This is a genomic window from Ruegeria sp. YTSC004, assembly GCF_059609805.1.
Genome location: NZ_JBXWMJ010000001.1, coordinates 459758 through 480290, shown reverse-complemented (window position 1 = coordinate 480290; position 20533 = coordinate 459758). Strand labels below are relative to the sequence as shown.

The window sequence follows — 20533 nt, the reverse complement described above, 5'->3', positions numbered from 1 at the left end:
GAGAGGCGGGCACATGCCAAATCTTAAGGATCTTAAAAACAGGATCGAGTCGGTCAAATCGACCCGCAAGATCACCAAGGCCATGCAGATGGTCGCGGCTGCAAAACTGCGCCGCGCCCAGGAATCTGCCGAAGCCTCTCGTCCCTATGCCGAACGGTTCAATGCCGTGATGGCGGGGCTGGCGGCATCGGTCGGGGGCAGCGACAGCGCCCCCAAGCTGCTCCGTGGTACGGGCAGTGATGATGTCCATCTGCTGGTTGTCATGACAGCTGAACGCGGCCTGTGTGGCGGCTTCAACTCGAGCATCGCCAAGCTGGCCCGTGTCAAAGCGGAAGAGCTGCGCCTGAAAGGCAAGACGGTCAAGGTTTTGACTGTCGGCAAGAAGGGCCGCGACGCGCTCAAGCGTGATCTTGGCGATCTGTTCGTTGGACATATCGACCTGAGCGAGGTCAAGCGTCTGGGTTACACCAACGCGCAAGACATCGCGAAGGATGTTCTGTCCCGCTTCGACGGGGGTCAGTTCGACGTTGCCACGATCTTCTATTCGAAGTTCGTCAACGTTGTGACCCAGATCCCGACGGCACAACAGGTTATCCCTGCCTCGTTCGAGGACACCGAGGGCGACGACAGTGGTGCCGTGTTCGACTACGAGCCCAGCGAAGAGGCTATTCTGGCCGACCTGCTGCCCAAGGGGGTTGCGACTGCAATCTTCTCGGCTCTGCTCGAAAACGGAGCCTCGGAACAGGGTGCACGTATGTCCGCGATGGACAACGCAACACGCAACGCGGGTGAGATGATCGACAAGCTGACGATCCAGTTCAACCGTTCGCGTCAGGCCGTGATCACCAACGAGCTGATTGAAATTATTTCCGGCGCCGAAGCGCTGTAGAGACAAACCGGAGACGAAACATGGCGAATGCAAAAGGCAAAGTCACACAGATCATCGGGGCCGTCGTCGACGTGCACTTCGAAGATCAGCTGCCTGAAATTCTGAACGCGCTGGAAACCACCAACAACGGCAAGCGCCTCGTGTTGGAAGTTGCTCAGCACTTGGGTGAAAACACTGTCCGCACCATCGCGATGGACGCAACCGAAGGTCTGGTCCGCGGCGAGGCTGTAACCGACATGGGCGCACCGATCTCGGTTCCCGTTGGTAACGCCACTCTGGGCCGCATCCTGAACGTTGTTGGCGACCCCATCGACGAAAAGGGCCCGGTTGAGGCAACCGAATCCCGCGCAATTCACCAGCCTGCGCCGACCTTCGCAGAACAGTCGACCGAGTCGGAAGTTCTGGTCACAGGCATCAAGGTTGTTGACCTTTTGGCCCCTTACGCCAAAGGCGGTAAGATCGGCCTGTTCGGCGGTGCCGGCGTTGGTAAAACCGTTTTGATCATGGAACTGATCAACAACATCGCAAAAGTGCACTCGGGCTTCTCGGTGTTCGCGGGTGTTGGTGAACGGACCCGTGAAGGAAACGACCTGTACCACGAGATGATCGAATCGAACGTCATCAAGCCTGACAACCTGTCGGAATCGCAGGTTGCCCTGGTTTACGGCCAGATGAACGAACCTCCGGGAGCACGTGCGCGTGTTGCTCTGACCGGCCTGACCCTGGCCGAGCAGTTCCGCGACCAGTCCGGTACCGACGTTCTGTTCTTCGTCGACAACATCTTCCGCTTCACGCAGGCGGGTTCCGAGGTTTCGGCTCTGCTGGGTCGTATTCCTTCGGCGGTGGGCTACCAGCCGACACTGGCCACCGACATGGGCGCCCTGCAGGAACGCATCACCTCGACCAAGTCGGGTTCGATCACATCCGTTCAGGCGATCTACGTGCCTGCGGATGACCTTACCGACCCTGCACCGGCAACTTCGTTTGCTCACTTGGACGCGACCACCGTTCTTAACCGTGCGATCTCGGAAAAGGGTATCTACCCGGCGGTTGACCCGCTCGACTCGACTTCGCGTCTGCTCGACCCGGCCATCGTTGGTGAAGAGCACTACAAGGTTGCGACTGACGTTCAGCAGATCCTCCAGCGTTACAAGTCGCTGCAGGACATCATCGCCATTCTCGGCATGGACGAACTGTCGGAAGAGGACAAACTGACCGTGGCCCGTGCCCGTAAGATCGAACGCTTCATGTCGCAGCCGTTCGACGTGGCACAGGTCTTCACCGGCTCGCCTGGCGTTCAGGTTCCTCTGGATGTCACCATCGCGTCGTTCAAGGCCGTTGTGGCTGGCGAATACGATCACCTGCCCGAGGCAGCCTTCCTGATGGTTGGCGGCATCGACGACGTGATCGCCAAAGCGGAGAAGATGGCCGCAGAAGCCGCCTAAGGAGCACACCTGATGGCAAACACGATGCAATTTGACCTCGTCAGCCCCGAGCGGAGCCTTGCTTCGCTCAGCGCGACCGCGGTCCAGCTTCCCGGCGCGGACGGGGACATGACGGCAATGCCTGATCATGCCCCCACCATCACGACGCTGCGCCCGGGCATCCTGAAGGTCGAGGCACCCGAAGGGTCCAGTGAATACCTGGTCACCGGCGGGTTTGCTCAGATCAATGGCGATGGCCTGTCGGTACTGGCCGAAAAAGCCATTCCGGTCGCCGAAGTGACACGGTCGCATCTGGACGATCTGGTCGCCGAGGCGCGTGCTTCGCACGAAGCAGCCAAGGCAGGCGATGATCAGACAATTGTCGATGACGCTGCCAAACTGCTGGCCGACATGGAAGCCCTTGGAACGCATATGAGCCTATAAGGCTCATCGCATTCCGACAGTTAGAAACGGCCCCGTAAACACGGGGCCGTTTTTTTATCGTGATTTTATCAATGCGACGGGTTAAGGTCCGGAATTACATAGATAAAGAAAAATCAATGAAGACGTTTCGAACCCATCCAATTGGTATTGACCAAGGCGAGGCAGTTATTTTTTCCGAATTCGCCGATGGTGGCGAAATGTGGACGGGCGAAGGACCGCGCCAGAGGCGGTCGAGTGTTGTTTTCAACCAACCGTTCCGATCCAATCCGGTGGTTCAGATCGGTGTCTCTTTGTGGGATGTGGATACATCTTCCGCTCTGCGCGCCGAAGTCACGGCTGAAGACATCACACCAGAGGGCTTTAGCGCCGTTTTCCGCACATGGTCCGATACACGGATCGCCCGGATACGGGTCACATGGACCGCAATCGGAGAGGTGGCCCATGACGACGATTGGAATATCTCTTAATACTGAGGGTCAATCATTTGGCACCACCTCTGTTTCCATTCGCTCGTAGTTACTGCAAAGCGGAATAGAAGTACTCCATTAACTGCTCGGGCAATCCTGTAAAAAGGACTATCGAAAAGGTCGCCAATGCGCCGATTGCAAAATACACCGGAACTCGGCCAAGCGCATATCCACGCAGAAATACGCCAACGAGTCCGATGAGTATCGAAGAAACAAGCAAAGAAATCGAAACCACTAAAGTACTCTGAAAGACCTCAAACGCGGTCTCAGTTGCAACTCTTGTAGCCATCACCCCTGATAAAAAGCAAACGCATGCACCAACACCGAGTATGAGGCCGAAAACCGAGCTTAGTGTTTGCGCCTTGCCTGATGCTCTTAGGATTTGGGGTTCACCGTTCTCTGAACTTTGAAGCGCAGTGCCATTGCGGGAACTTCGTTTGCTCAAAAAAGCGCGAAAGAGGATGAAGCAACCCGCTAGAAGAAAAACCAAGCCACTCAGAGCAAACGCAGTTATGAACCCTAGGCCATTGCTATCGCGAAGCACTTCGTATTCTTCGTTTAGGTCCTTGATAATATATAGTCCCATGCACATTAAGAGAGAACCGGCAAACACAACAGCTAGGTTCGGTTTCTTTTTTAACTGTGACGGGGCGGTTTGTGACCCGCCATACAACGTTGCCCGAGGTTGTTGGGATTTGGCGTTGATGCGTTGTATGCGATCGTGAAAATTGGCGTTTGACATAAGGTGATTTCTTTTGGTTTCGCAATAAACTGCAACTTGCCGCGAGAATGTGGTGACAATTGGTCGGGTGGCCTCTCTTGTGAAAGGTTTTCCAGCGGGAGCAAGCGTTGAAATACATCGAAAATGGGGGTGTGACGAGGACAGGCGGGTCCCCTCAACCACCTGCCCGATCCCTAAGGTGGTGGGCGTAATGTGTTTTCATCAGTGCCGTGAACAAGCGTTTTTTTGCACTTAGTTTCGCTTCGAAAGGTCTATGGACTTGAACCCTATCAATCGTTTTCTTCGATCATGTCCACACGGGTTGCGTGACGCCCGCCTTCGAACTTGGCCTCCAGAAACGCATCCACGATATCAAGGGCCTGACCTTCGCCCACGACACGCGCGCCGATCGACAGCATGTTGGCGTTGTTGTGCGCGCGGATCATGCGGGCCGAGAAGGCGTCAGAACATACGCCACAGCGAATGCCCGGAACCTTGTTGGCCGCCATCATGATCCCCTGACCAGTACCACATAGGACGATCCCAAGGTGGCAATCACCAGCAGCAACAGCCTGAGCCGCCGCTTTTCCGTGGATAGGGTAGTGTGTGCTTTCAGGAGTCTTGGGACCGATATCGACGACCTCCCACCCTTGCGCTGCGATGTGGTCGGCAACCGCCTGGCGCAACTCGATGGCCGCGTGGTCGCTGGAAAGAACAATGCGTTTTGAGGCTGTCACGGGTACGTCCTGCCTTGTTGTGTTGACAAAAAAGGGCGGCTGTAACGCCGCCCAACTCGGTCAGTCCATGTGATACATCGACTCGTAGATCGGTGTCAGTGTCTTGTCCTCGAACAATGAAGACACGCTTGTTCCGTTCCAGATGTTCAGGATCGCCTGAGTGAAAATAGGCGCGGTCGGCACGATGCGGATGTTCTTGGCGTTGGTGATCTCTTTGGTAGGCTGGATCGTGTCGGTCAGCACCAGAGATTTCATCACCGAATTCGTCACACGTTCGACCGCCGGGCCGCTCATGACACCGTGGGTGATGTACGAATGAACCTCTTTCGCGCCGTTATCCAGCAGGACCTGAGCGGCCTTGCATAGCGTACCGGCGGTGTCGCACATGTCGTCGACGATCAGGCAGATCTTGTCTTTGACGTCACCAATCACTGTCATCTCGGCCACTTCGCCCGCCTTTTCGCGGCGCTTGTCCACGATCGACAGGGGGGCGTTGATGCGCTTGGCCAATTCCCGCGCGCGGGCAACGCCGCCAACGTCAGGTGATACGACCATAAGCTCGTCCAGATTGTCCTGGAACTGGTGTTTCACATCCAGCGCAAAAATCGGCGACGCATAAAGGTTGTCGACAGGCATGTCGAAGAACCCCTGAATCTGTGCTGCGTGCAGGTCCATGGTCAGGATCCGCTCGATCCCTGCACCGGTCAGCATGTTGGCCACCAACTTGGCGCTGATTGGCGTCCGCGCCTTGGTGCGGCGGTCCTGACGGGCGTAACCAAAATAAGGGATCACGGCGGTGATACGCTGTGCGGAAGACCGACGCAGCGCGTCAGCGATGATCAGCAGCTCCATCAGGTTGTCATTCGCCGGATTCGACGTCGGTTGGACAATGAACATATCCTCGCCGCGCACGTTTTCGAAAACTTCGACGAAAATCTCGCCGTCATTGAAGCGCTCGACCCGCGCATCGACAAGATTCTGATCGACGCCGCGATACAGGCTCATGCGTCGCGAGATGGATTCGGCAAGAGGAAGGTTGGCGTTCCCAGCGATAAGCTTGGGTTCGTTGAGTGTCGGCATCGGCTGAGGTCCCCGGGCAGCAATGGCAATGTGACAGATTCGTGATGTTGACACCGCTTAGCACGGGTCTAACGTCCAGCAAAGATAACGCAGCGGAGAAAGTGCAGATGACCCAGATTGACTACTATTTTGCGACACTCTCGCCCTATACCTACCTTGCAGGTATGCGGTTGGAAGAGGTGGCGGCGAAACATGGCGCGACGATCAACTACAAACCGCTGGATATTGTCGCTCTGTTTGGGCGTACGGGGGGCACTCCTCCCAAAGACCGCCACATCTCTCGCATCGAATATCGGACGCAGGAACTACAGCGACAGTCCAAGCAACTTGGTATGGAATTCAATCTACAGCCCGCGCATTGGCCGACCAATGCGGCGCCGTCATCCTATGCGATCATCGCTGCGATCAAGGACGGGTCAGGGGATGTTGGCAAACTTGCGCATTCCTTCGTGCGGGCCTGTTGGGCCGAGGAGAAAGACATCGCGCAGGATGATGTGATCCGCGATTGCCTAACGCAGGCCGGTTTTGATCCAGGGCTGGCGGACAGCGGCCTTCTGGTGGGCGCGGAAACTTATGCCGCCAATCTAGAAGAGGCCGTGGACCGCGGTGTATTTGGCGCGCCGTTTTATATTACCGAAGATGATCAGCGGTTCTGGGGGCAGGACCGGCTGGATGATCTGGATCGTCATTTGTCGGAACTGAAGGGGTGAGGGACACCCCCCTGGCAGACAACACTTTTGTCAGAACGTTGGGGCAGGGCGCGCGCGAGGTGCTCGCCCTGCACTGCACAATCGCGCATTCCGGGGCGTGGTCGGGGCTGGCGACGGCTCTAGAGGGCGAGGCGACATTTACGGCCCCCGACATGCCGTCCCATGGCCGCAGTTCCGATTGGGACGGGAGAGGGGATTTCTTTGACCAAGTGATCCAACTGTCGGCCGCGCATCTGACCGAACCGATGGACGTGATTGGGCATTCCTTCGGTGGAATGCTTGCCCTTCGGTTGGCTGTCGAATTTCCGGACCTGGTCCGCAGTGCGGTCCTGATCGAGCCTGTGTTCTTTGCGGTTGCGATTCAGGACACGCCCGATTTGGTGCGGCAACATGATGAAGAGGCGAAACCTGTCTCTGATGCGCTCGCGGCCGGAAATTTTGAGCAGGCCGCCCGTTTGTTCAACCGGATGTGGGGCGCACAGGACGGCCCACGATGGCCCGAATTGCCAGAGCGGACACGCGCGGGAATGATCCGTGGTATTCACGTTGTGCCCGCCGTTGATGACGCTTTGTTCCTTGATCAGAAGGGGATGCTGAACCCTGGCGTTCTCGACCGCGCATCTATGCCGGTTCTGATCCTGAGCGGGTCTGAGACGCACCCCGTTATGCCCGCGATCGGAGAAGGTCTTGCCCGGCGGCTTCCCAATGCCGGAACGGGCGTTGTTTCGGGTGCTGACCACATGGTCCCAATCACTCACCCGGATCAGACGGCTGCCGTCATTCGAAAGTTTTGGGGTGGTCTATCCTGAACCATGTTGTGGACAGGATGACGCCCCTAATCCCTGAAATCACAACAAGCCGATGAACCGGTCGATTTCGTCCGAGTTGATCGACCAGTCGCAGACCAGTCGACAGGCCAGGATCTCGTCGTCATCCGCACCGTCCAGCTCTGCGCCCCACAGATGATAGACCGCACCCGCTTTGTGCAACTGCTTGTGACGCGCGCGCGAAAACTGCGCAAAGATCATATTGGCTTGCGGCTCATGTAGAAAGGTTGCGCCTTTGCCGCGTAGACCGTCGGCCAGATGCGCGCAGTTGGCGTTGGCTTGTCGCGCCATCTGCAGCCACAGATCATCGTTCAGATATGCGGCCATCTGGGCGGACAAGTAACGATGCTTGGAGAACAGATGCGCACCACGCTTGCGCCGCAGTTCGAATTCCCAGGCCTTGGATTCGTCAAAGAAAACTACCGCTTCGACACCCATCAACCCGTTCTTGGTGCCGCCAAAGCTGACCGCATCGACGCCCGCTTTCCACGTCATCTCAGCAGGCGAGCAATTGAGCGCGACCAACGCGTTGGTGAACCGGGCACCATCCAGATGAACTGGCAGGTCGTATTCCTTGGCGATACTGCAAAGCGCCTGCAATTCGGCCAGTGAGTATACCGAGCCACGCTCTGTCACCTGAGTGATCGACACGGGCCCACGCTGGGGACCGTGCACGCCACGTGTTTCTTCGGCCAAAATCGAGCGACGCAGCGCTGCGGGCTCCATCTTGTCGCCGCCCGGCACCAGTGTCAGCTTTGCGCCGCTATAGAACTCGGGCGCGTTGCATTCATCCTCGTGGATATGCGCGACGGGTGAACAGAACACGGTTTCCCATGGGTTTGAGAGTGTCGCCAGAGCCAGCGAATTCGCGGCTGTCCCGGTGGCTACCAGATAAACTGCGGCCCCTGGCGCTTCGAAGATTCCGCGAATACGATCGCGCACTTCGTTCATCAGGGTGTCCGCGCCATAGGCCATTTGATAGCCCTGATTGGCTTCGTTCAATGCGGCCATAACCCGCGGGTGAACCGGACCGGAATTGTCAGAGGCGAAATACATCAGCTGGGTTCCTCAATGATATAGTCTTCCCACTCTTCCAAGGGGGTTTCGAATTCGGATACCGTGCGCCCCTGAACTGACATGCCAGCTGCGTGCACGCTGTCCGGTGTACCTGATATCAGGGGATGCCATTCGTAAAGTGGTTTCCCTTCCCACAGCAGCCGATAGGCGCAGGTTTGGGGCAGCCAATAGGCGTGATCGTCGATGTTGTTGGGCTTCATCACGATGCATTCCGGGACGAATTGGTGGCGGATGTCGTATTGCGTGCAGCGGCAGGTCTCATCGTCCAGCAGACGGCAGGCGACGCAGGTCAGGGCGACCTCGCCGGTGTCCTCATCCTCAAGCTTGTTCAGGCAGCATTTGCCGCAGCCGTCGCACAAGGCTTCCCATTCGCGCTGGTTCATCTTGGTTAGGGGTTTGCGTTCCCAGAACCGCGGGCCAAGGCCTTTGCGATTGATCGGATCGGTGGTCATAGCGCGGCCAGCAGGATGCGCGCCTTGTCACAATCGGCATCCATCTGCGCGATCAGGGCATCCAGCCCGTCAAACGTCATCTCGGGGCGCAGGTATTCGACCAGGCCGACGGACAGAGTCGAACCGTACAGATCGCCTGAGAAATCGAACAGGAAGGTCTCGATATTCGGAACCTCTCCGTTGAACATAGGCCGTACGCCGACAGAGGATGCGCCGTGATAGCTGCCCTGATGAGGTCCGTCGAGCACATCGACCAGCACCGCATAGACGCCAAACTTTGGTGGGTGCAACCCTTCGATGGACATATTCGCGGTAGGGAACCCAAGCTCGCGCCCGCGTTGTTCACCGCCGATTACTTCGCCCTCGACGCGGTGCCAATGGCCTAGCATTGCCGCGGCGTCGCGGGGGCGGCCATCGGTCAGCGCGGTGCGGATACCAGTCGAGGATACCACATCGTCAGACCGTTCCATCAGCGGTGCAATGGTGACGCCAAACCCCATTTCTTGCCCGAACCGGGCCATATCTTTGGCGGTCCCACTGCGCCCTTTGCCGAAACAGAAATCCGCGCCGACCACGACGTGCGATAGACCAAGTCCCTCGCAGATGACATTGCGGGCAAATTCTTCGGGCGTCAGACCGGCAAGCGCCGCATTGAACGGCAATTCGTACAGCTTTTGCACACCCAGTTTCTCCAACCGGTGCGCACGTGCGTTTCCGCGCATCAGACGAAATGGCGGGGCATCGGGTGCAAAATACTCGCGAGGGTGAGGCTCGAACGTCAGAACACCAAGCGGAGCATCCGGGGCCACGCGTTGTGCCAGTTCGATCACTGACTGATGGCCAACATGCACGCCATCGAAGTTCCCGATTGCCACACTGGCACCGCGGTCTTCTGGCTCGACAAACTGGAAATCCCGGATGATCTGCATGAAGCTTGCCTAGCGGGACTGGAGAGCGGGTTCAAGCACCTGATTGGTACAAATGCCGCGCAACAAAAAAGGGCACCGTTCCCAGTGCCCTTCAAATGGATAAAGGTATCGAGGCTTCAGTCGAATTTGCGCGACGGGGCCAGAACCATGGCTTCGCCCACCAACACCTTCTTGCCATCGACCGCACAGTGACAATCCAGTTTCACGCGGCGCTTGGCAAAATCAATATCGATAACCTTGACCTCTGCATAGACCATGTCGCCAGGGCGCACGGGCGCCAGGAATTTGAGCGACTGCCCCATATAGACCGTGCCGTGGCCCGGCAGCTGCTCGCCGATCACGGCTGAGATCAGGCCCGCCGTCAGCATGCCGTGGGCGATACGGCCTTCGAAGATTGTGTCGCGGGCATAGTCGTCGTCCAAGTGTACCGGATTCCGGTCCGTCGAAACCTGCGCGAACATCTCGATATCTTCGTCCGTCACCACTTTGCGCAGGTGGCGGGTCATGCCCATCTCGATGTCTTCAATACAGATCGTGCCGCGTGGAAGATTATCCAACATGTCGCCCTCACTCGAGTTCAATGGGCAACAAAACAACTAAAGTTGCCCCGGTTTGGCAACTTTATTACTTCGCAACTGCAGAAAATCAAGTCTTTTCTGACTACCTCAATCGACCGATTGTGTAGGTCGGATTGATGTTTTCCTTTGCAATATAATCACTTAGAGATTCATGGTGCGGATGATGCTCAGTTTTTGTTTCCGCTGCGGCCAAACCACCCGAGATGAACAGAGAATCAATCCCTTCGCCCATACCGCCCAGAATGTCCGTATGCGGGCCGTCGCCGATCACAAGAATGTCGCCATCAAGGATGTCATGACCCAATTCCTGCAGCCTGCGCCGCGCAAGATCATAGATCGGGGGGTGGGGTTTTCCGAAATACAGGCTTTCACCGCCCATTTTGGTATACAGCTTTGCCAGCGCTCCAGCGCACCATTCGCGTATCTCGCCCCGGTCAACAACGATGTCGGGGTTGGCGCAGAGCAGCTTCATGCCTTTCTGCTTGGCATAGAGGAAATCGGCGCGATTGACCGCCGGATCCGCCATTGGGTCGAACGGCCCGCAGCAGACGATCCCTTCGGCCTCATCCAGCGGGACACGTTCGATGTGGATCGGATGGTGTAGTATTTTCAGCGGCTCAAAGAAACCCGCGTCGCGTTCCCATTCCCCCATGAAATAGACTTTTTCACCAACCGCCCCACGGAACATGGCGGACCGGGCCGAGTCCCCGCTGGTGGCGATGGTGTCATAGGCATCTGCGGGGACATTGAACTGCCCAAGCTGCTCAGCCACGCCAGCACGCGGTTTGGGTGAGTTGGTGACCAGCACAACGATCCCGCCTTGCGCCCGGTAGTTTTGCAAAGCCGCGACCGCATCGGGATAGGCAGTGATGCCGTTGTGAACGCATCCCCACAGGTCAACAAACAGTGCCTTGTAGCGGCCTGAAATCTCGGAAAGCGTGTGGATGATCTGGGTCATGGGAGCCTCGGGACCTGAAATTCTGAGTTGTGACAGCTATGGCAAAGCTTTCACCTCTTGGCCATCCCGCAATACCAATTGCGGGTTGAACACGGTGTGTCTGATCGTGTCATTCGACGATTTCCTCGACATCGGGTGCTTGTTGGACGTTTTCGGTGCCCAATATGATCTGTGCGCCGATCCTGTTCTGGAAACGCACTACGACCAGATAACCCGGCCCCAGCTCTTTCTGAAGTACGTCGACCAAAGGCGTCTCACGCAGGGTCTCGGGCAGCAAACCGGCGATCGAGGATACTTTGTAAGCGGCTTCAATCGGAAGGTCCACGATCAGCCAAATATCGGCGTGTTTACGTTTGGCATTCACGTCCACGCGGATGATCTCAACTGACACCGGATCGGCCCAGTCCCGGATCGTTTGCGCCAACTGCGCCTCGGTCCGGGTTTCGAGGTAACGGTTGTAGGTCGACTTTCCCAGTTGAAGGACAACGAAGGCTAGAAATGCCAGTGTCACCACCACGCTTGCGGTGAAGTTCAGCTTGCGCCGACCCTTGCTAAACACCACCGCCCGCGCTGCATACACGATGTAAACCGCGCAAGCGGACAGAATGATCGCACCAAGATTGGTGGCAAACAGCAGGCCGGCCTCATAGGCTTCAGCGGGCTCGTCGAAATACAGCAACACACCCGATGCAGACAGAGGTGGCACCAAGGACACGCCGATGGCTGCACCGGGAAGCAGGCTGGCTTCGGACCGGTTGATCTGAACGTAGGCGGCAGCCACTCCGGCGGCCAGCGCAACGATCAGATCCTCGGTTCCCGGATCCGTTCTGGCCAGAACCTGATCGGGGATCAGAATGCCGCGCGGGACGTCTGCGACATAGACAAGAAGCCACGCCAGCAAGACGCTGATTACCGCGGCACCGCAGACAATCAAAGCCAGTTTGAACGCGCGACCCAGCCATCCCATCACCATCGCCGCCGCAACCCCAAGGATCGGGGTCATCAATGGCGCAACAAGCATTGCGGCAATGACGACCGCACTGGAATCTCGCAGCATGCCCATCGTGGCGATCACCACGGATAAGGTTAGAAGCATGGCAAACCGCCGCCAATAGGCAGATTTGTCCTTGCCCTCGAATCTCAGGATGTCGCGTGTAGTGCTGAACTTGCGGGAACTCATGAACGTCGTCTGACCCAATTCTCTGTCTGGCTATTGATGGCAGACTACCAACGGATGCCATTCGCGCAAAACATTAGTAGCAAAGAAAAAAGGCGCCCGGGTGGGGCGCCTTTCGGTTGGGATGTTTGTCCGCGTCAAACCTTGAGGTTCGGGATGATCTGTTTTTTGCGGCTCATGATGCCGGGCAGGACTACGGCATCGCCATCCACGCTTGCGCCAAAGCTCTTTTCTGCGACGCCCTTGACCAGATCGTTGGGTACCAACAGAGTGGCCTCTTCGTTCAGGATATCGACCACGAACAGCAGAACCTGATCAACGCCGTCTTCCTTGGCTACGTCAGCCATCGAACCCGCCAGGCTGGCCTTGCGGTCCAGTACAACGCCCGGTGCGGTGGTTTCCAGAACCGAAACGCGGAACTTGGTGCCGTCGACCTCATATTCCTTGCTGTCCATGCGGATCAGTTCGGCGTCCGAGAAGGACGAGACATCCGATTTGGCCGCGAACATTTCCGCGGCATAGGTCGCGACGTCCAGACCCAGATCAGCGGCCAGATTCTCGGCCACTGCGCGGTCATGTGCGGTGGTGGTGGGAGAGCGGAATTCCAGCGTATCCGACAGGATGCAGGTCAGTGCGGCGGCTTTGATGGCGTCGGGCATCGTAGCGGCGTCATCACCGATCAGGTCCATCATGATGGTCGCGGTGCAAGCCAGCGGGCGCACGGTGATGTCGATCGGGCCTTTGGTTTCCAGGCCACCAACCAGCTTGTGGTGGTCGATGATTGCCCGGATGTCCGCGCTGTTTACGCTGGCTGGCAGCTCGGCCGGGTTGTTGGTGTCCACGATGACAACCGGCGTGCCCTCGGCCACGTCTTCGATGATGCGCGGCTTGGGCAGGTCCCAGCGCTGCAGCAGGAATGCCGCTTCGGTGTTGGGTTCGCCCAGCAGAACTGGCTCGGCCTGTTCGCCTTTGATTTCGTTCAGGTACCATGACCACAGGATAGGTGAGCCTGTGGAGTCGGTGTCGGGGGATTTATGTCCAAATACGAGCGTTGTCATGTCAGCGTCCTGAGGGTGATCATTTTGCGCGCCTTATAGGGCGGTCCGCCGGGGTTGTCACCCGACAGTGTTTACGCTGCGACGGTTGGTCTGAAATCGAGGTTGGTCAGAACGGGGCGCGGGTCAGGGTGTACCCGGCCTGTTGTAATTGGTTCAGCAGCCCGTAGTCGCCCCCAAGATGCCCGGCACCGACCGCGATCACGACGTTTTGGTCCTGAATGTTCAGAATTTTCTGCATCCAGTTGCTGTTGCGCTCGACCAGGAGTTTTTGCTCGAAATCATTCCATTCCTCGTCGAATACTTCGGGCGACAGGCCCGAGTCTTCCAATCCCTGAAGACGGGCGAGCTGGATGATTTCGACATGTTTCTCTTCCAGGTAGGCGTTGGCCATCGTCGCCAGTTGATCCTCGCTACCGCCCATGGCACCGGCCATCCGCACAAGGGACTGAACCTGCTTTTCGATGGGGTGGCTGTCGAACATACTCATAAGATCGGCAATCTGTTCTAGCGAGCGTTTGGGGATACCCAACTCGTCAGCCAACTGGTCCAGACGGGCGTCCATCCCGTGGTTCGCACTGGGGTCCTGCATCATACATGGAGGGACGCCCAGCATCATGCTCAGAAACCAGGGCCGCATTTTGGCTGCCATCCAGCCGGGGATACCGCGTTCGGACAGCCCGATCGACAGGGCGGACCAGTCTTCCTCGGACATCAGATCAATCAGACTGGGTCCCGAGGTGATCATCACCGGGCTCATGTCCTTGGCCAGGTCTTTTTCGAACGCGTCCATTTCTTCCCGCGTGACCTCGAAATAAAACGCGTCCGCATCGCCGAGGGTCGGCGTTAGCCGTTCGACCACTGCGTCCATACGTGCGTCATTGGCATGCAACGTACCAACAAGGTGCAGGATCGTGTCACCCTTGGACGCGATCCAGTGATTGCCCTCGGCAAACGGGATATCGGCCACTGTCTGTTGCAGTTCGGACTTTACCGCGGGGCTAAGTCCCGGCCTCAGATCATTCCCTTCGCATGCGGCCTGTACGGCGGCGGGCAGGAATAGGAACAGCAGAGGTGCAAACAAGCGCATAAGGATCATCTCGGAATCTTCAGTGTGACCGCGACATTGCCTTTGCGCAGCAATGTATTCAAGCCAGATGCAGGTGATGGCTGGCGTTCGCGGCAAATTTGCATAGCATGGCGGAATGGACCGTGAGCAGGATCTATACCCGCCGATCAAGGCGCTGTTCGAGCGTCAGGGCTATACCGTCAAAGGCGAAGTCGGCGCTGCCGATATCGTCGCTGTTCGGGATGGCGATGAGCCGGTGATTGTTGAGCTGAAGCTGCGGTTCTCATTGGCGCTGTTTCATCAGGCAATCACGCGGTTAAGGGTGACTGACCAGGTCTATATCGGTGTGTGCAAACCCAAGGGGCGAACCGCGCGGCGTGCGTTAAAGGACAATTTGGCGCTGTGCCGCAGGCTTGGTCTGGGTCTGATCACCGTACGTGCTGACGGTGCGGTCGAGGTGCAATGTGACCCTGGCCCGTATGCACCGCGAAAAAACAAAGCAAAAGCGGCTCGTCTTTTGCGTGAATTTGACCGGCTTGAAGGTGATCCCAATGCAGGAGGGGCCACCCGGCACGGGATCGTGACGGCCTATCGTCAGGACGCGCTGAAATGTGCAGCCCATCTGGCCGAATGCGGAGCGACAAAGGGGGCGGAAGTTGCCCAATCCACCGGCGTCGCCGATGCCACGCGCCTGATGCGGGATAATCACTACGGGTGGTTCGAAAAGGTCGATAAGGGGGTCTATGCGCTGTCGACCACAGGAGCCGAAGGGTTGAAACACTGGGCCTATAGCTGGGAAGAGACCGGCTGAGCCTCGCAACTAAAAAATCCATCACAGCTTGTTGACTCGGGGTTTCCGACCCCCTAGCTATGCGTCGTTATCACTCTCTACCCTTGAGTGCTAACGCCTCGCCAGCCGGCGAGGGGAGGATAATAAACTTTGAGCCCAAGGAGCTGCAAAGATGGCATTGAAACCGCTTCATGACCGCGTGCTGGTTCGTCGTACCGAAAGCGATGAAAAAACCGCAGGCGGGTTGATCATTCCCGAAAGCGCAAAAGAAAAGCCCAGCGAAGGCGAAGTCGTTTCGACCGGTGAAGGCGCGCGCAAGGACAGCGGCGAACTGATCGCAATGGCTGTAAAAGCTGGCGACAAGATCCTGTTCGGCAAGTGGTCGGGCACCGAGGTCAACGTCGGCGGCGAAGAGCTGCTGATGATGAAAGAAAGCGACATCATGGGGATCATCGAGTAAGCGCCCACGCTTCTCTGATCTTCATTTCCAACATTTTTCTCAAGGAGAAACAACATGGCTGCTAAGGACGTCAAGTTCGACACCGATGCCCGCAACCGCATGCTGTCAGGTGTGAACATCCTGGCCGATGCTGTCAAAGTGACCCTGGGCCCCAAAGGCCGCAACGTGGTTCTGGACAAATCCTTCGGCGCACCGCGCATCACCAAAGACGGTGTATCGGTTGCCAAGGAAATCGAACTGGAAGACAAGTTCGAAAACATGGGCGCGCAGATGGTGAAAGAAGTCGCCAGCCGCACCAATGACGAAGCCGGCGACGGCACCACCACCGCAACCGTTCTGGCACAGGCAATCGTTCGCGAAGGTCTTAAGCAGGTTGCAGCGGGCCTGAACCCGATGGACCTGAAGCGCGGCATCGACCTGGCAACTGCCAAAGTCGTTGAAGGCATCAAAGAGATGGCGCGTGAAGTCAAAGACTCGGCAGAAGTCGCTCAGGTTGGCACCATCTCGGCCAACGGCGAAGCCGAAATCGGTCAGCAAATCGCAGACGCGATGCAGAAGGTTGGCAACGAAGGCGTTATCACCGTCGAAGAAAACAAAGGTCTGGAAACCGAGACCGATGTTGTCGAAGGTATGCAGTTCGACCGTGGCTACCTGTCGCCTTACTTCGTCACCAATGCTGACAAGATGATCGCAGATCTCGACGACTGCATGATCCTGCTGCACGAAAAGAAACTGTCCTCGCTGCAGCCGATGGTTCCGCTGCTCGAGCAGGTGATCCAGTCGCAAAAGCCGCTGTTGATCATTGCTGAAGACGTTGAAGGCGAAGCGCTGGCAACTCTGGTTGTCAACAAACTGCGCGGCGGCCTGAAAATTGCTGCTGTCAAAGCACCTGGCTTCGGCGATCGCCGCAAAGCCATGCTGCAGGACATCGCAATCCTGACCGGCGGTCAGGTCATCAGTGAAGATCTGGGCATGAAGCTCGAGTCCGTCACCATGGATATGCTGGGCACCGCCAAGAAAATCGAAATCACCAAAGACGAAACCACCATCGTTGACGGTGCTGGCGAGAAAGCCGAGATCGAAGCACGTGTTGCTCAGATCCGCACTCAGATCGAAGAAACTTCGTCGGACTACGACCGTGAGAAGCTGCAAGAGCGCGTTGCCAAACTGGCAGGCGGTGTTGCTGTTATCCGCGTAGGTGGCATGACCGAAGTTGAAGTGAAAGAGCGTAAGGATCGTGTTGACGATGCTCTGAACGCAACGCGCGCAGCCGTTCAGGAAGGCGTTGTTGTGGGCGGTGGCGTTTCGCTGGTTCAGGCAGGTAAAGCACTGGACACTCTGAAAGGCGCAAACGCTGATCAGGACGCAGGCATCAATATCGTGCGTAAAGCCATCGAAGCGCCGCTGCGCCAGATTGCTGAGAACGCGGGCGTCGACGGCGCAGTTGTTGCAGGCAAAGTTCGCGAATCTTCGGAAGCGGCCTTTGGTTTCAACGCTCAGACCGAAGAGTATGGCGACATGTTCTCGTTCGGCGTTATCGATCCGGCCAAAGTTGTCCGCACTGCGCTGGAAGATGCAGCATCGGTTGCTGGCCTGCTGGTCACCACCGAAGCAATGGTTGCTGACAAGCCTGCCAAAGACGGCGCGCCTGCTGGCGGCGGCATGCCCGACATGGGCGGCATGGGCGGCATGATGTAAGACGTCGAATTCGCCTCGGCGAATTCTGACGGTCCCGACAGGCGCTTGGCTGTAAGGCCAAGCTGCCGAGAGGGAAGCCTTAGTATCTAGGGACGGGGTCGCCTTCGGGCGGCCCCGTTTCGTTTTGCGGACCATCCCGCAGGAATGTGAGTGTGCAAAACGCGCCGAAACCGGCTATGCGGTTGATATGAAACTGTTCCTACTCACGTGCCTGACGATGTGCGCCTTTGCGTCCAACTCGATACTTAATCGGCTAGCGATTGATAGTGGCGCCAGCGATCCCGCTGCCTTTGCCGTGGTGCGGGTTTTAGCCGGTGCAGTGGTGCTGGCCGGGTTGGTTCTTCTGAGGGCTGGCCATTTGCCCCTGTTTGACCGGCGCAGGATTGCCGGGGCAGGGTCGTTGTCCCTGTACATGATCGGATTCTCTGTCGCCTATCTGACGCTGGACGCGGGTCTTGGCGCGCTGATCCTGTTCGGGGTGGTGCAGGTGACGATGTTCACTGTGACATCAGTGAAAGGCACTCTGCCCACTGGTCGGCAGATCGCGGGCGCCGCAATCGCGTTGCTGGGGTTGGGCTACGTGCTTTGGCCGTCCGGATCGATACAGGTCAACCCGGTCGGAGCAGCTCTGATGATTGCTGCCGGGATCGGCTGGGCGATCTATTCGCTGGTTGGCAAGTCCGAACCGGATGCCTTATCCGGCACTGCTGCAAATTTCGTCGTGGCATTGCCAGTGACAACGCTGGCTTTATTGGCGACAGGAGGGGCGTGGCACATGACTGCTAACGGATACTTGCTGGCCGCGTTGGCCGGTGCGGTCACATCAGGGATGGGGTATGCGCTGTGGTATCAGGTTCTGCGGGAATTGACGCCCACAACGGCGGCCGTCGTGCAACTCAGCGTTCCGATTATAGCCATTATTGGCGGTGTCCTCCTGCTGGGCGAGGCCGCCAGCCTGCGCCTGATCATGGGGGCCGGGCTGGTATTGGGCGGAATTGCACTGGCCGTTCTGCGCAGGACGCCGCGGTAGGGGTTTATTCGCTGGACGTTAGGCCTTATCTGGCGGCTATGCGTTATTTGCTTGCCCTCTTTCTGTTCTTTGTGCCTGCCATTGTGCAGGCAAAATGCGTGGTCCTGCTGCATGGGTTGGCACGGACCGAAGCGTCTTTTACCGTCATGGAACAGTTGTTCAAAACGCATGATTATACCGTCGTGCGCCCGGGGTATTCCTCTACCGACCTGCCAATTCCCGATCTGGCTGCACAGACGCTGCCGGGTGCATTTGCGGAATGCAGCGACGACAAAGTCAATGTTGTCGCGCATTCGATGGGCGGTATTCTGTTGCGCTATTGGCTGCAGGACAATCATCCGGAAAACCTGGGTCGCGTAGTCATGCTCGGCCCGCCCAATCAGGGCAGCCAGCTGGTGGACGAACTTAGCGCGTATGAGGTGTTCGGGATGTTGAATGGCCCGGCCGGTCTGGCGCTGGGCACGGGCCCCGAAGGTATCCCACGACGACTGTCCCCCGTGGATTTCGAACTTGGTGTGATCGCCGGGGAGAATTCGTTGAACCCACTGTTTTCTTCGATGATCGATGGCTCGGATGACGGGAAAGTTTCGGTTGAAACGACCAAGGTCGAAGGGATGGCGGATCATATCGTCCTACCGGTGACTCACACGTTCATGATGAACAATCCACGCGTGATGGCGCAAGCGCTGCATTTCATCGAGTTCGGTCAGTTTGATCCGCAGATCACATGGCTGGATGGGGTGATGGAAATCATCGATGAAATCTGCATTGGGCAGGATTGCTCGGAACCGGACTCGGAGCGCTCTGAATGACCGCACTTTCTCTGACTTTGTCCGGCGCAGAGGTTCTGTTGCCGGATCAGGGCATGACTCGTGCCGATCTGTCCATTTCTGACGGGGCCGTGCAACGGGACCGGGCGGGACGGACAATCGACCTGTCTGGATATCTGGTGATGCCCGGCATCATCGACCTGCACGGCGACGGGTTCGAGCGTCACATCGCACCGCGACGAGGGGCGATGAAGCAGATGGACGAGGGCATCCTGTCGGTCGAGGCCGAACTGGCCGCCAACGGGATCACGACGGCGGTCCTGGCCCAGTTTCTAAGTTGGGAGGGCGGCGTACGCGGCCCTGAATTCGCTGGCCAAGTGTTCGATGCTATTGCGTCGGTCAAAGATCGCGTCGTCACCGATTTGCTGCCTCAGCTACGGTTCGAAACCCACATGCTCGAGGAATATCCGAGCCTGCCTGAACGTATTGCCGCGTGGCGTGTGCCATACGTGGTGTTCAACGATCACCTGCCACATGACAGGCTGGCCGAGGGGCGCAAGCCGCCGCGCCTGACGGGGCAGGCGCTTAAGGCCGGGCGTAATCCTGAAGCACATTTTGAGATGTTGCTGTCCATGCATGCCCGAGGCGATGAGGTTTCCGCAGCCTTGGACGCGCTCTGTGCGGCATTGTCCGAGCAGGGTGTCCGTATGGGCAGCCATGACGACGCAACGGCTGAAACTCGCGCCGATTGGCGGGAGCGAGGTGCTCAGATTGCCGAGTTTCCCGAAACGCTAGAGGCGGCTGAGGCCGCTCGGGCTGCTGGGGACCACGTTATTCTCGGATCACCCAACGTGGTGCGCGGCGGATCGCACAAGGGCAACGTTAGTGCGCTGGATCTGATCACCATGGGGCTGTGTGATGCGCTGGCCTCGGATTACCATTATCCCAGTCCCAGGCGAGCGGCTTTGATGCTGGCCAAATCCGGTCTGTTGGATCTGGCCGGAGCCTGGGCGTTGGTCTCGTCCGGTCCGGCACGGGTTCTTGGGTTGCAGGACCGGGGCACTCTTGCCCCGGGTCAACGCGCAGACCTAGTGATACTTGACGCTCGGTCCCACCACGTCGCTGCTACGCTGGCTGGCGGGCGGGTTAGTTTCATGTCCGGTGATATCGCCGCACGGTTCGTGGGCTGAG

Annotated in this window: 23 protein-coding genes; 12 read left to right on the top strand and 11 right to left on the bottom strand. The window is 57.8% G+C overall.

The genetic code is table 11. The features are described from left to right. The first annotated feature begins 13 nt into the window (after positions 1–13). From AC2FFP_RS02410 to AC2FFP_RS02395, 4 genes are all read left to right on the top strand, one after another. A complete protein-coding gene (locus AC2FFP_RS02410) occupies positions 14–889 on the top strand; it encodes a F0F1 ATP synthase subunit gamma (protein ID WP_496723962.1) in 876 nt (291 codons plus the stop codon). A 20-nt stretch (positions 890–909) separates the two neighbouring features. After that, positions 910–2334, top strand: a complete 1425-nt coding sequence (atpD, locus tag AC2FFP_RS02405; protein WP_108859264.1) for a F0F1 ATP synthase subunit beta — start codon at positions 910–912, stop codon at positions 2332–2334. 12 nt (positions 2335–2346) lie between these two features. Next, a complete protein-coding gene (locus AC2FFP_RS02400) occupies positions 2347–2757 on the top strand; it encodes a F0F1 ATP synthase subunit epsilon (RefSeq protein ID WP_058276005.1) in 411 nt (136 codons plus the stop codon). A gap of 116 nt (positions 2758–2873) precedes the next feature. Continuing rightward, a complete protein-coding gene (locus AC2FFP_RS02395; protein ID WP_282151793.1) occupies positions 2874–3224 on the top strand; it encodes an H-type lectin domain-containing protein in 351 nt (116 codons plus the stop codon). 49 nt (positions 3225–3273) lie between these two features. Here AC2FFP_RS02395 and AC2FFP_RS02390 read toward each other — a convergent pair whose 3' ends face one another. The 3 genes from AC2FFP_RS02390 to AC2FFP_RS02380 all read right to left on the bottom strand — a co-directional run bounded on the left by AC2FFP_RS02390 (position 3274) and on the right by AC2FFP_RS02380 (position 5762). Beyond that, positions 3274–3966 (bottom strand): hypothetical protein, encoded by a 693-nt coding sequence (locus tag AC2FFP_RS02390; protein WP_496769108.1) that lies wholly within the window; start codon positions 3964–3966, stop codon positions 3274–3276. 269 nt (positions 3967–4235) lie between these two features. Continuing rightward, positions 4236–4682: a ribose 5-phosphate isomerase B gene (gene rpiB / locus AC2FFP_RS02385; protein ID WP_496769107.1), complete on the bottom strand. Its 447-nt coding sequence runs from the start codon at positions 4680–4682 to the stop codon at positions 4236–4238. A 60-nt stretch (positions 4683–4742) separates the two neighbouring features. Then, a complete protein-coding gene (locus AC2FFP_RS02380; RefSeq protein WP_058275513.1) occupies positions 4743–5762 on the bottom strand; it encodes a ribose-phosphate pyrophosphokinase in 1020 nt (339 codons plus the stop codon). A 107-nt stretch (positions 5763–5869) separates the two neighbouring features. Here AC2FFP_RS02380 and AC2FFP_RS02375 point away from each other — a divergent pair, with 107 nt between their 5' ends. Further along, a complete protein-coding gene (locus AC2FFP_RS02375; protein WP_496769105.1) occupies positions 5870–6472 on the top strand; it encodes a 2-hydroxychromene-2-carboxylate isomerase in 603 nt (200 codons plus the stop codon). Beyond that, positions 6469–7281: an alpha/beta fold hydrolase gene (locus AC2FFP_RS02370; protein WP_496769103.1), complete on the top strand. Its 813-nt coding sequence runs from the start codon at positions 6469–6471 to the stop codon at positions 7279–7281. The genes AC2FFP_RS02375 and AC2FFP_RS02370 overlap by 4 nt, the downstream gene beginning before the upstream one ends. Positions 7282–7320: 39 nt before the next feature. Here AC2FFP_RS02370 and AC2FFP_RS02365 read toward each other — a convergent pair whose 3' ends face one another. The 8 genes from AC2FFP_RS02365 to AC2FFP_RS02330 all read right to left on the bottom strand — a co-directional run bounded on the left by AC2FFP_RS02365 (position 7321) and on the right by AC2FFP_RS02330 (position 14624). Further along, positions 7321–8355, bottom strand: a complete 1035-nt coding sequence (locus tag AC2FFP_RS02365; RefSeq protein WP_496843648.1) for a threonine aldolase family protein — start codon at positions 8353–8355, stop codon at positions 7321–7323. Further along, complete coding sequence (locus AC2FFP_RS02360) at positions 8355–8828, bottom strand: YcgN family cysteine cluster protein (RefSeq protein ID WP_282118967.1); 474 nt, start codon at positions 8826–8828, stop codon at positions 8355–8357. Before AC2FFP_RS02360 ends, AC2FFP_RS02365 begins: the two co-directional genes overlap by 1 nt. Next, entirely contained in the window at positions 8825–9757 is a 933-nt protein-coding gene (locus AC2FFP_RS02355; protein ID WP_496880671.1) for a bifunctional riboflavin kinase/FAD synthetase, read from the bottom strand. The genes AC2FFP_RS02360 and AC2FFP_RS02355 overlap by 4 nt, the downstream gene beginning before the upstream one ends. Before the next feature lie 116 nt (positions 9758–9873). After that, positions 9874–10317, bottom strand: a complete 444-nt coding sequence (locus AC2FFP_RS02350) for a MaoC family dehydratase (RefSeq protein WP_058275996.1) — start codon at positions 10315–10317, stop codon at positions 9874–9876. A 100-nt stretch (positions 10318–10417) separates the two neighbouring features. Next, positions 10418–11293 (bottom strand): TIGR01459 family HAD-type hydrolase, encoded by an 876-nt coding sequence (locus tag AC2FFP_RS02345; protein ID WP_496880670.1) that lies wholly within the window; start codon positions 11291–11293, stop codon positions 10418–10420. Between the two features lie 109 nt (positions 11294–11402). Continuing rightward, positions 11403–12473, bottom strand: a complete 1071-nt coding sequence (locus tag AC2FFP_RS02340; RefSeq protein ID WP_108859273.1) for a DUF389 domain-containing protein — start codon at positions 12471–12473, stop codon at positions 11403–11405. Between the two features lie 134 nt (positions 12474–12607). Beyond that, complete coding sequence (locus AC2FFP_RS02335; RefSeq protein WP_496769097.1) at positions 12608–13528, bottom strand: manganese-dependent inorganic pyrophosphatase; 921 nt, start codon at positions 13526–13528, stop codon at positions 12608–12610. A 106-nt stretch (positions 13529–13634) separates the two neighbouring features. Then, a complete protein-coding gene (locus AC2FFP_RS02330) occupies positions 13635–14624 on the bottom strand; it encodes a TraB/GumN family protein (protein WP_496769095.1) in 990 nt (329 codons plus the stop codon). 106 nt (positions 14625–14730) lie between these two features. Between AC2FFP_RS02330 and AC2FFP_RS02325 the strand changes: the two genes are divergently transcribed. From AC2FFP_RS02325 to AC2FFP_RS02300, 6 genes are all read left to right on the top strand, one after another. Further along, positions 14731–15405 carry a DUF2161 domain-containing phosphodiesterase gene (locus AC2FFP_RS02325; RefSeq protein WP_496880669.1) on the top strand — a complete coding sequence of 225 codons (675 nt, stop codon included), beginning with the start codon at positions 14731–14733 and terminating at the stop codon, positions 15403–15405. 151 nt (positions 15406–15556) lie between these two features. Then, a complete protein-coding gene (locus tag AC2FFP_RS02320; RefSeq protein ID WP_496723992.1) occupies positions 15557–15844 on the top strand; it encodes a co-chaperone GroES in 288 nt (95 codons plus the stop codon). A 54-nt stretch (positions 15845–15898) separates the two neighbouring features. Continuing rightward, the gene (gene groL, locus AC2FFP_RS02315; protein WP_496723994.1) at positions 15899–17542 is read left to right on the top strand and encodes a chaperonin GroEL; all 1644 of its coding nucleotides are present in this window, start codon (positions 15899–15901) and stop codon (positions 17540–17542) included. A 187-nt stretch (positions 17543–17729) separates the two neighbouring features. After that, the gene (locus AC2FFP_RS02310) at positions 17730–18572 is read left to right on the top strand and encodes a DMT family transporter (RefSeq protein ID WP_496738208.1); all 843 of its coding nucleotides are present in this window, start codon (positions 17730–17732) and stop codon (positions 18570–18572) included. 38 nt (positions 18573–18610) lie between these two features. Beyond that, positions 18611–19384, top strand: a complete 774-nt coding sequence (locus AC2FFP_RS02305) for an alpha/beta fold hydrolase (protein ID WP_496880668.1) — start codon at positions 18611–18613, stop codon at positions 19382–19384. Beyond that, the gene (locus AC2FFP_RS02300; RefSeq protein ID WP_496724000.1) at positions 19381–20532 is read left to right on the top strand and encodes an alpha-D-ribose 1-methylphosphonate 5-triphosphate diphosphatase; all 1152 of its coding nucleotides are present in this window, start codon (positions 19381–19383) and stop codon (positions 20530–20532) included. Before AC2FFP_RS02305 ends, AC2FFP_RS02300 begins: the two co-directional genes overlap by 4 nt. Position 20533: the final 1 nt, after the last annotated feature.

Coding starts and splice junctions, on each gene's coding strand:
- AC2FFP_RS02410 (WP_496723962.1), top strand. CDS start 14: ATGCCAAATCTTAAGGATCTTAAAAACAGGATCGAGTCGGTCAAATCG.
- atpD (WP_108859264.1), top strand. CDS start 910: ATGGCGAATGCAAAAGGCAAAGTCACACAGATCATCGGGGCCGTCGTC.
- AC2FFP_RS02400 (WP_058276005.1), top strand. CDS start 2,347: ATGGCAAACACGATGCAATTTGACCTCGTCAGCCCCGAGCGGAGCCTT.
- AC2FFP_RS02395 (WP_282151793.1), top strand. CDS start 2,874: ATGAAGACGTTTCGAACCCATCCAATTGGTATTGACCAAGGCGAGGCA.
- AC2FFP_RS02390 (WP_496769108.1), bottom strand. CDS start 3,966: ATGTCAAACGCCAATTTTCACGATCGCATACAACGCATCAACGCCAAA.
- AC2FFP_RS02380 (WP_058275513.1), bottom strand. CDS start 5,762: ATGCCGACACTCAACGAACCCAAGCTTATCGCTGGGAACGCCAACCTT.
- AC2FFP_RS02375 (WP_496769105.1), top strand. CDS start 5,870: ATGACCCAGATTGACTACTATTTTGCGACACTCTCGCCCTATACCTAC.
- AC2FFP_RS02365 (WP_496843648.1), bottom strand. CDS start 8,355: ATGTATTTCGCCTCTGACAATTCCGGTCCGGTTCACCCGCGGGTTATG.
- AC2FFP_RS02360 (WP_282118967.1), bottom strand. CDS start 8,828: ATGACCACCGATCCGATCAATCGCAAAGGCCTTGGCCCGCGGTTCTGG.
- AC2FFP_RS02355 (WP_496880671.1), bottom strand. CDS start 9,757: ATGCAGATCATCCGGGATTTCCAGTTTGTCGAGCCAGAAGACCGCGGT.
- AC2FFP_RS02350 (WP_058275996.1), bottom strand. CDS start 10,317: ATGTTGGATAATCTTCCACGCGGCACGATCTGTATTGAAGACATCGAG.
- AC2FFP_RS02345 (WP_496880670.1), bottom strand. CDS start 11,293: ATGACCCAGATCATCCACACGCTTTCCGAGATTTCAGGCCGCTACAAG.
- AC2FFP_RS02340 (WP_108859273.1), bottom strand. CDS start 12,473: ATGAGTTCCCGCAAGTTCAGCACTACACGCGACATCCTGAGATTCGAG.
- AC2FFP_RS02335 (WP_496769097.1), bottom strand. CDS start 13,528: ATGACAACGCTCGTATTTGGACATAAATCCCCCGACACCGACTCCACA.
- AC2FFP_RS02330 (WP_496769095.1), bottom strand. CDS start 14,624: ATGATCCTTATGCGCTTGTTTGCACCTCTGCTGTTCCTATTCCTGCCC.
- AC2FFP_RS02325 (WP_496880669.1), top strand. CDS start 14,731: ATGGACCGTGAGCAGGATCTATACCCGCCGATCAAGGCGCTGTTCGAG.
- AC2FFP_RS02320 (WP_496723992.1), top strand. CDS start 15,557: ATGGCATTGAAACCGCTTCATGACCGCGTGCTGGTTCGTCGTACCGAA.
- groL (WP_496723994.1), top strand. CDS start 15,899: ATGGCTGCTAAGGACGTCAAGTTCGACACCGATGCCCGCAACCGCATG.
- AC2FFP_RS02310 (WP_496738208.1), top strand. CDS start 17,730: ATGAAACTGTTCCTACTCACGTGCCTGACGATGTGCGCCTTTGCGTCC.
- AC2FFP_RS02305 (WP_496880668.1), top strand. CDS start 18,611: ATGCGTTATTTGCTTGCCCTCTTTCTGTTCTTTGTGCCTGCCATTGTG.
- AC2FFP_RS02300 (WP_496724000.1), top strand. CDS start 19,381: ATGACCGCACTTTCTCTGACTTTGTCCGGCGCAGAGGTTCTGTTGCCG.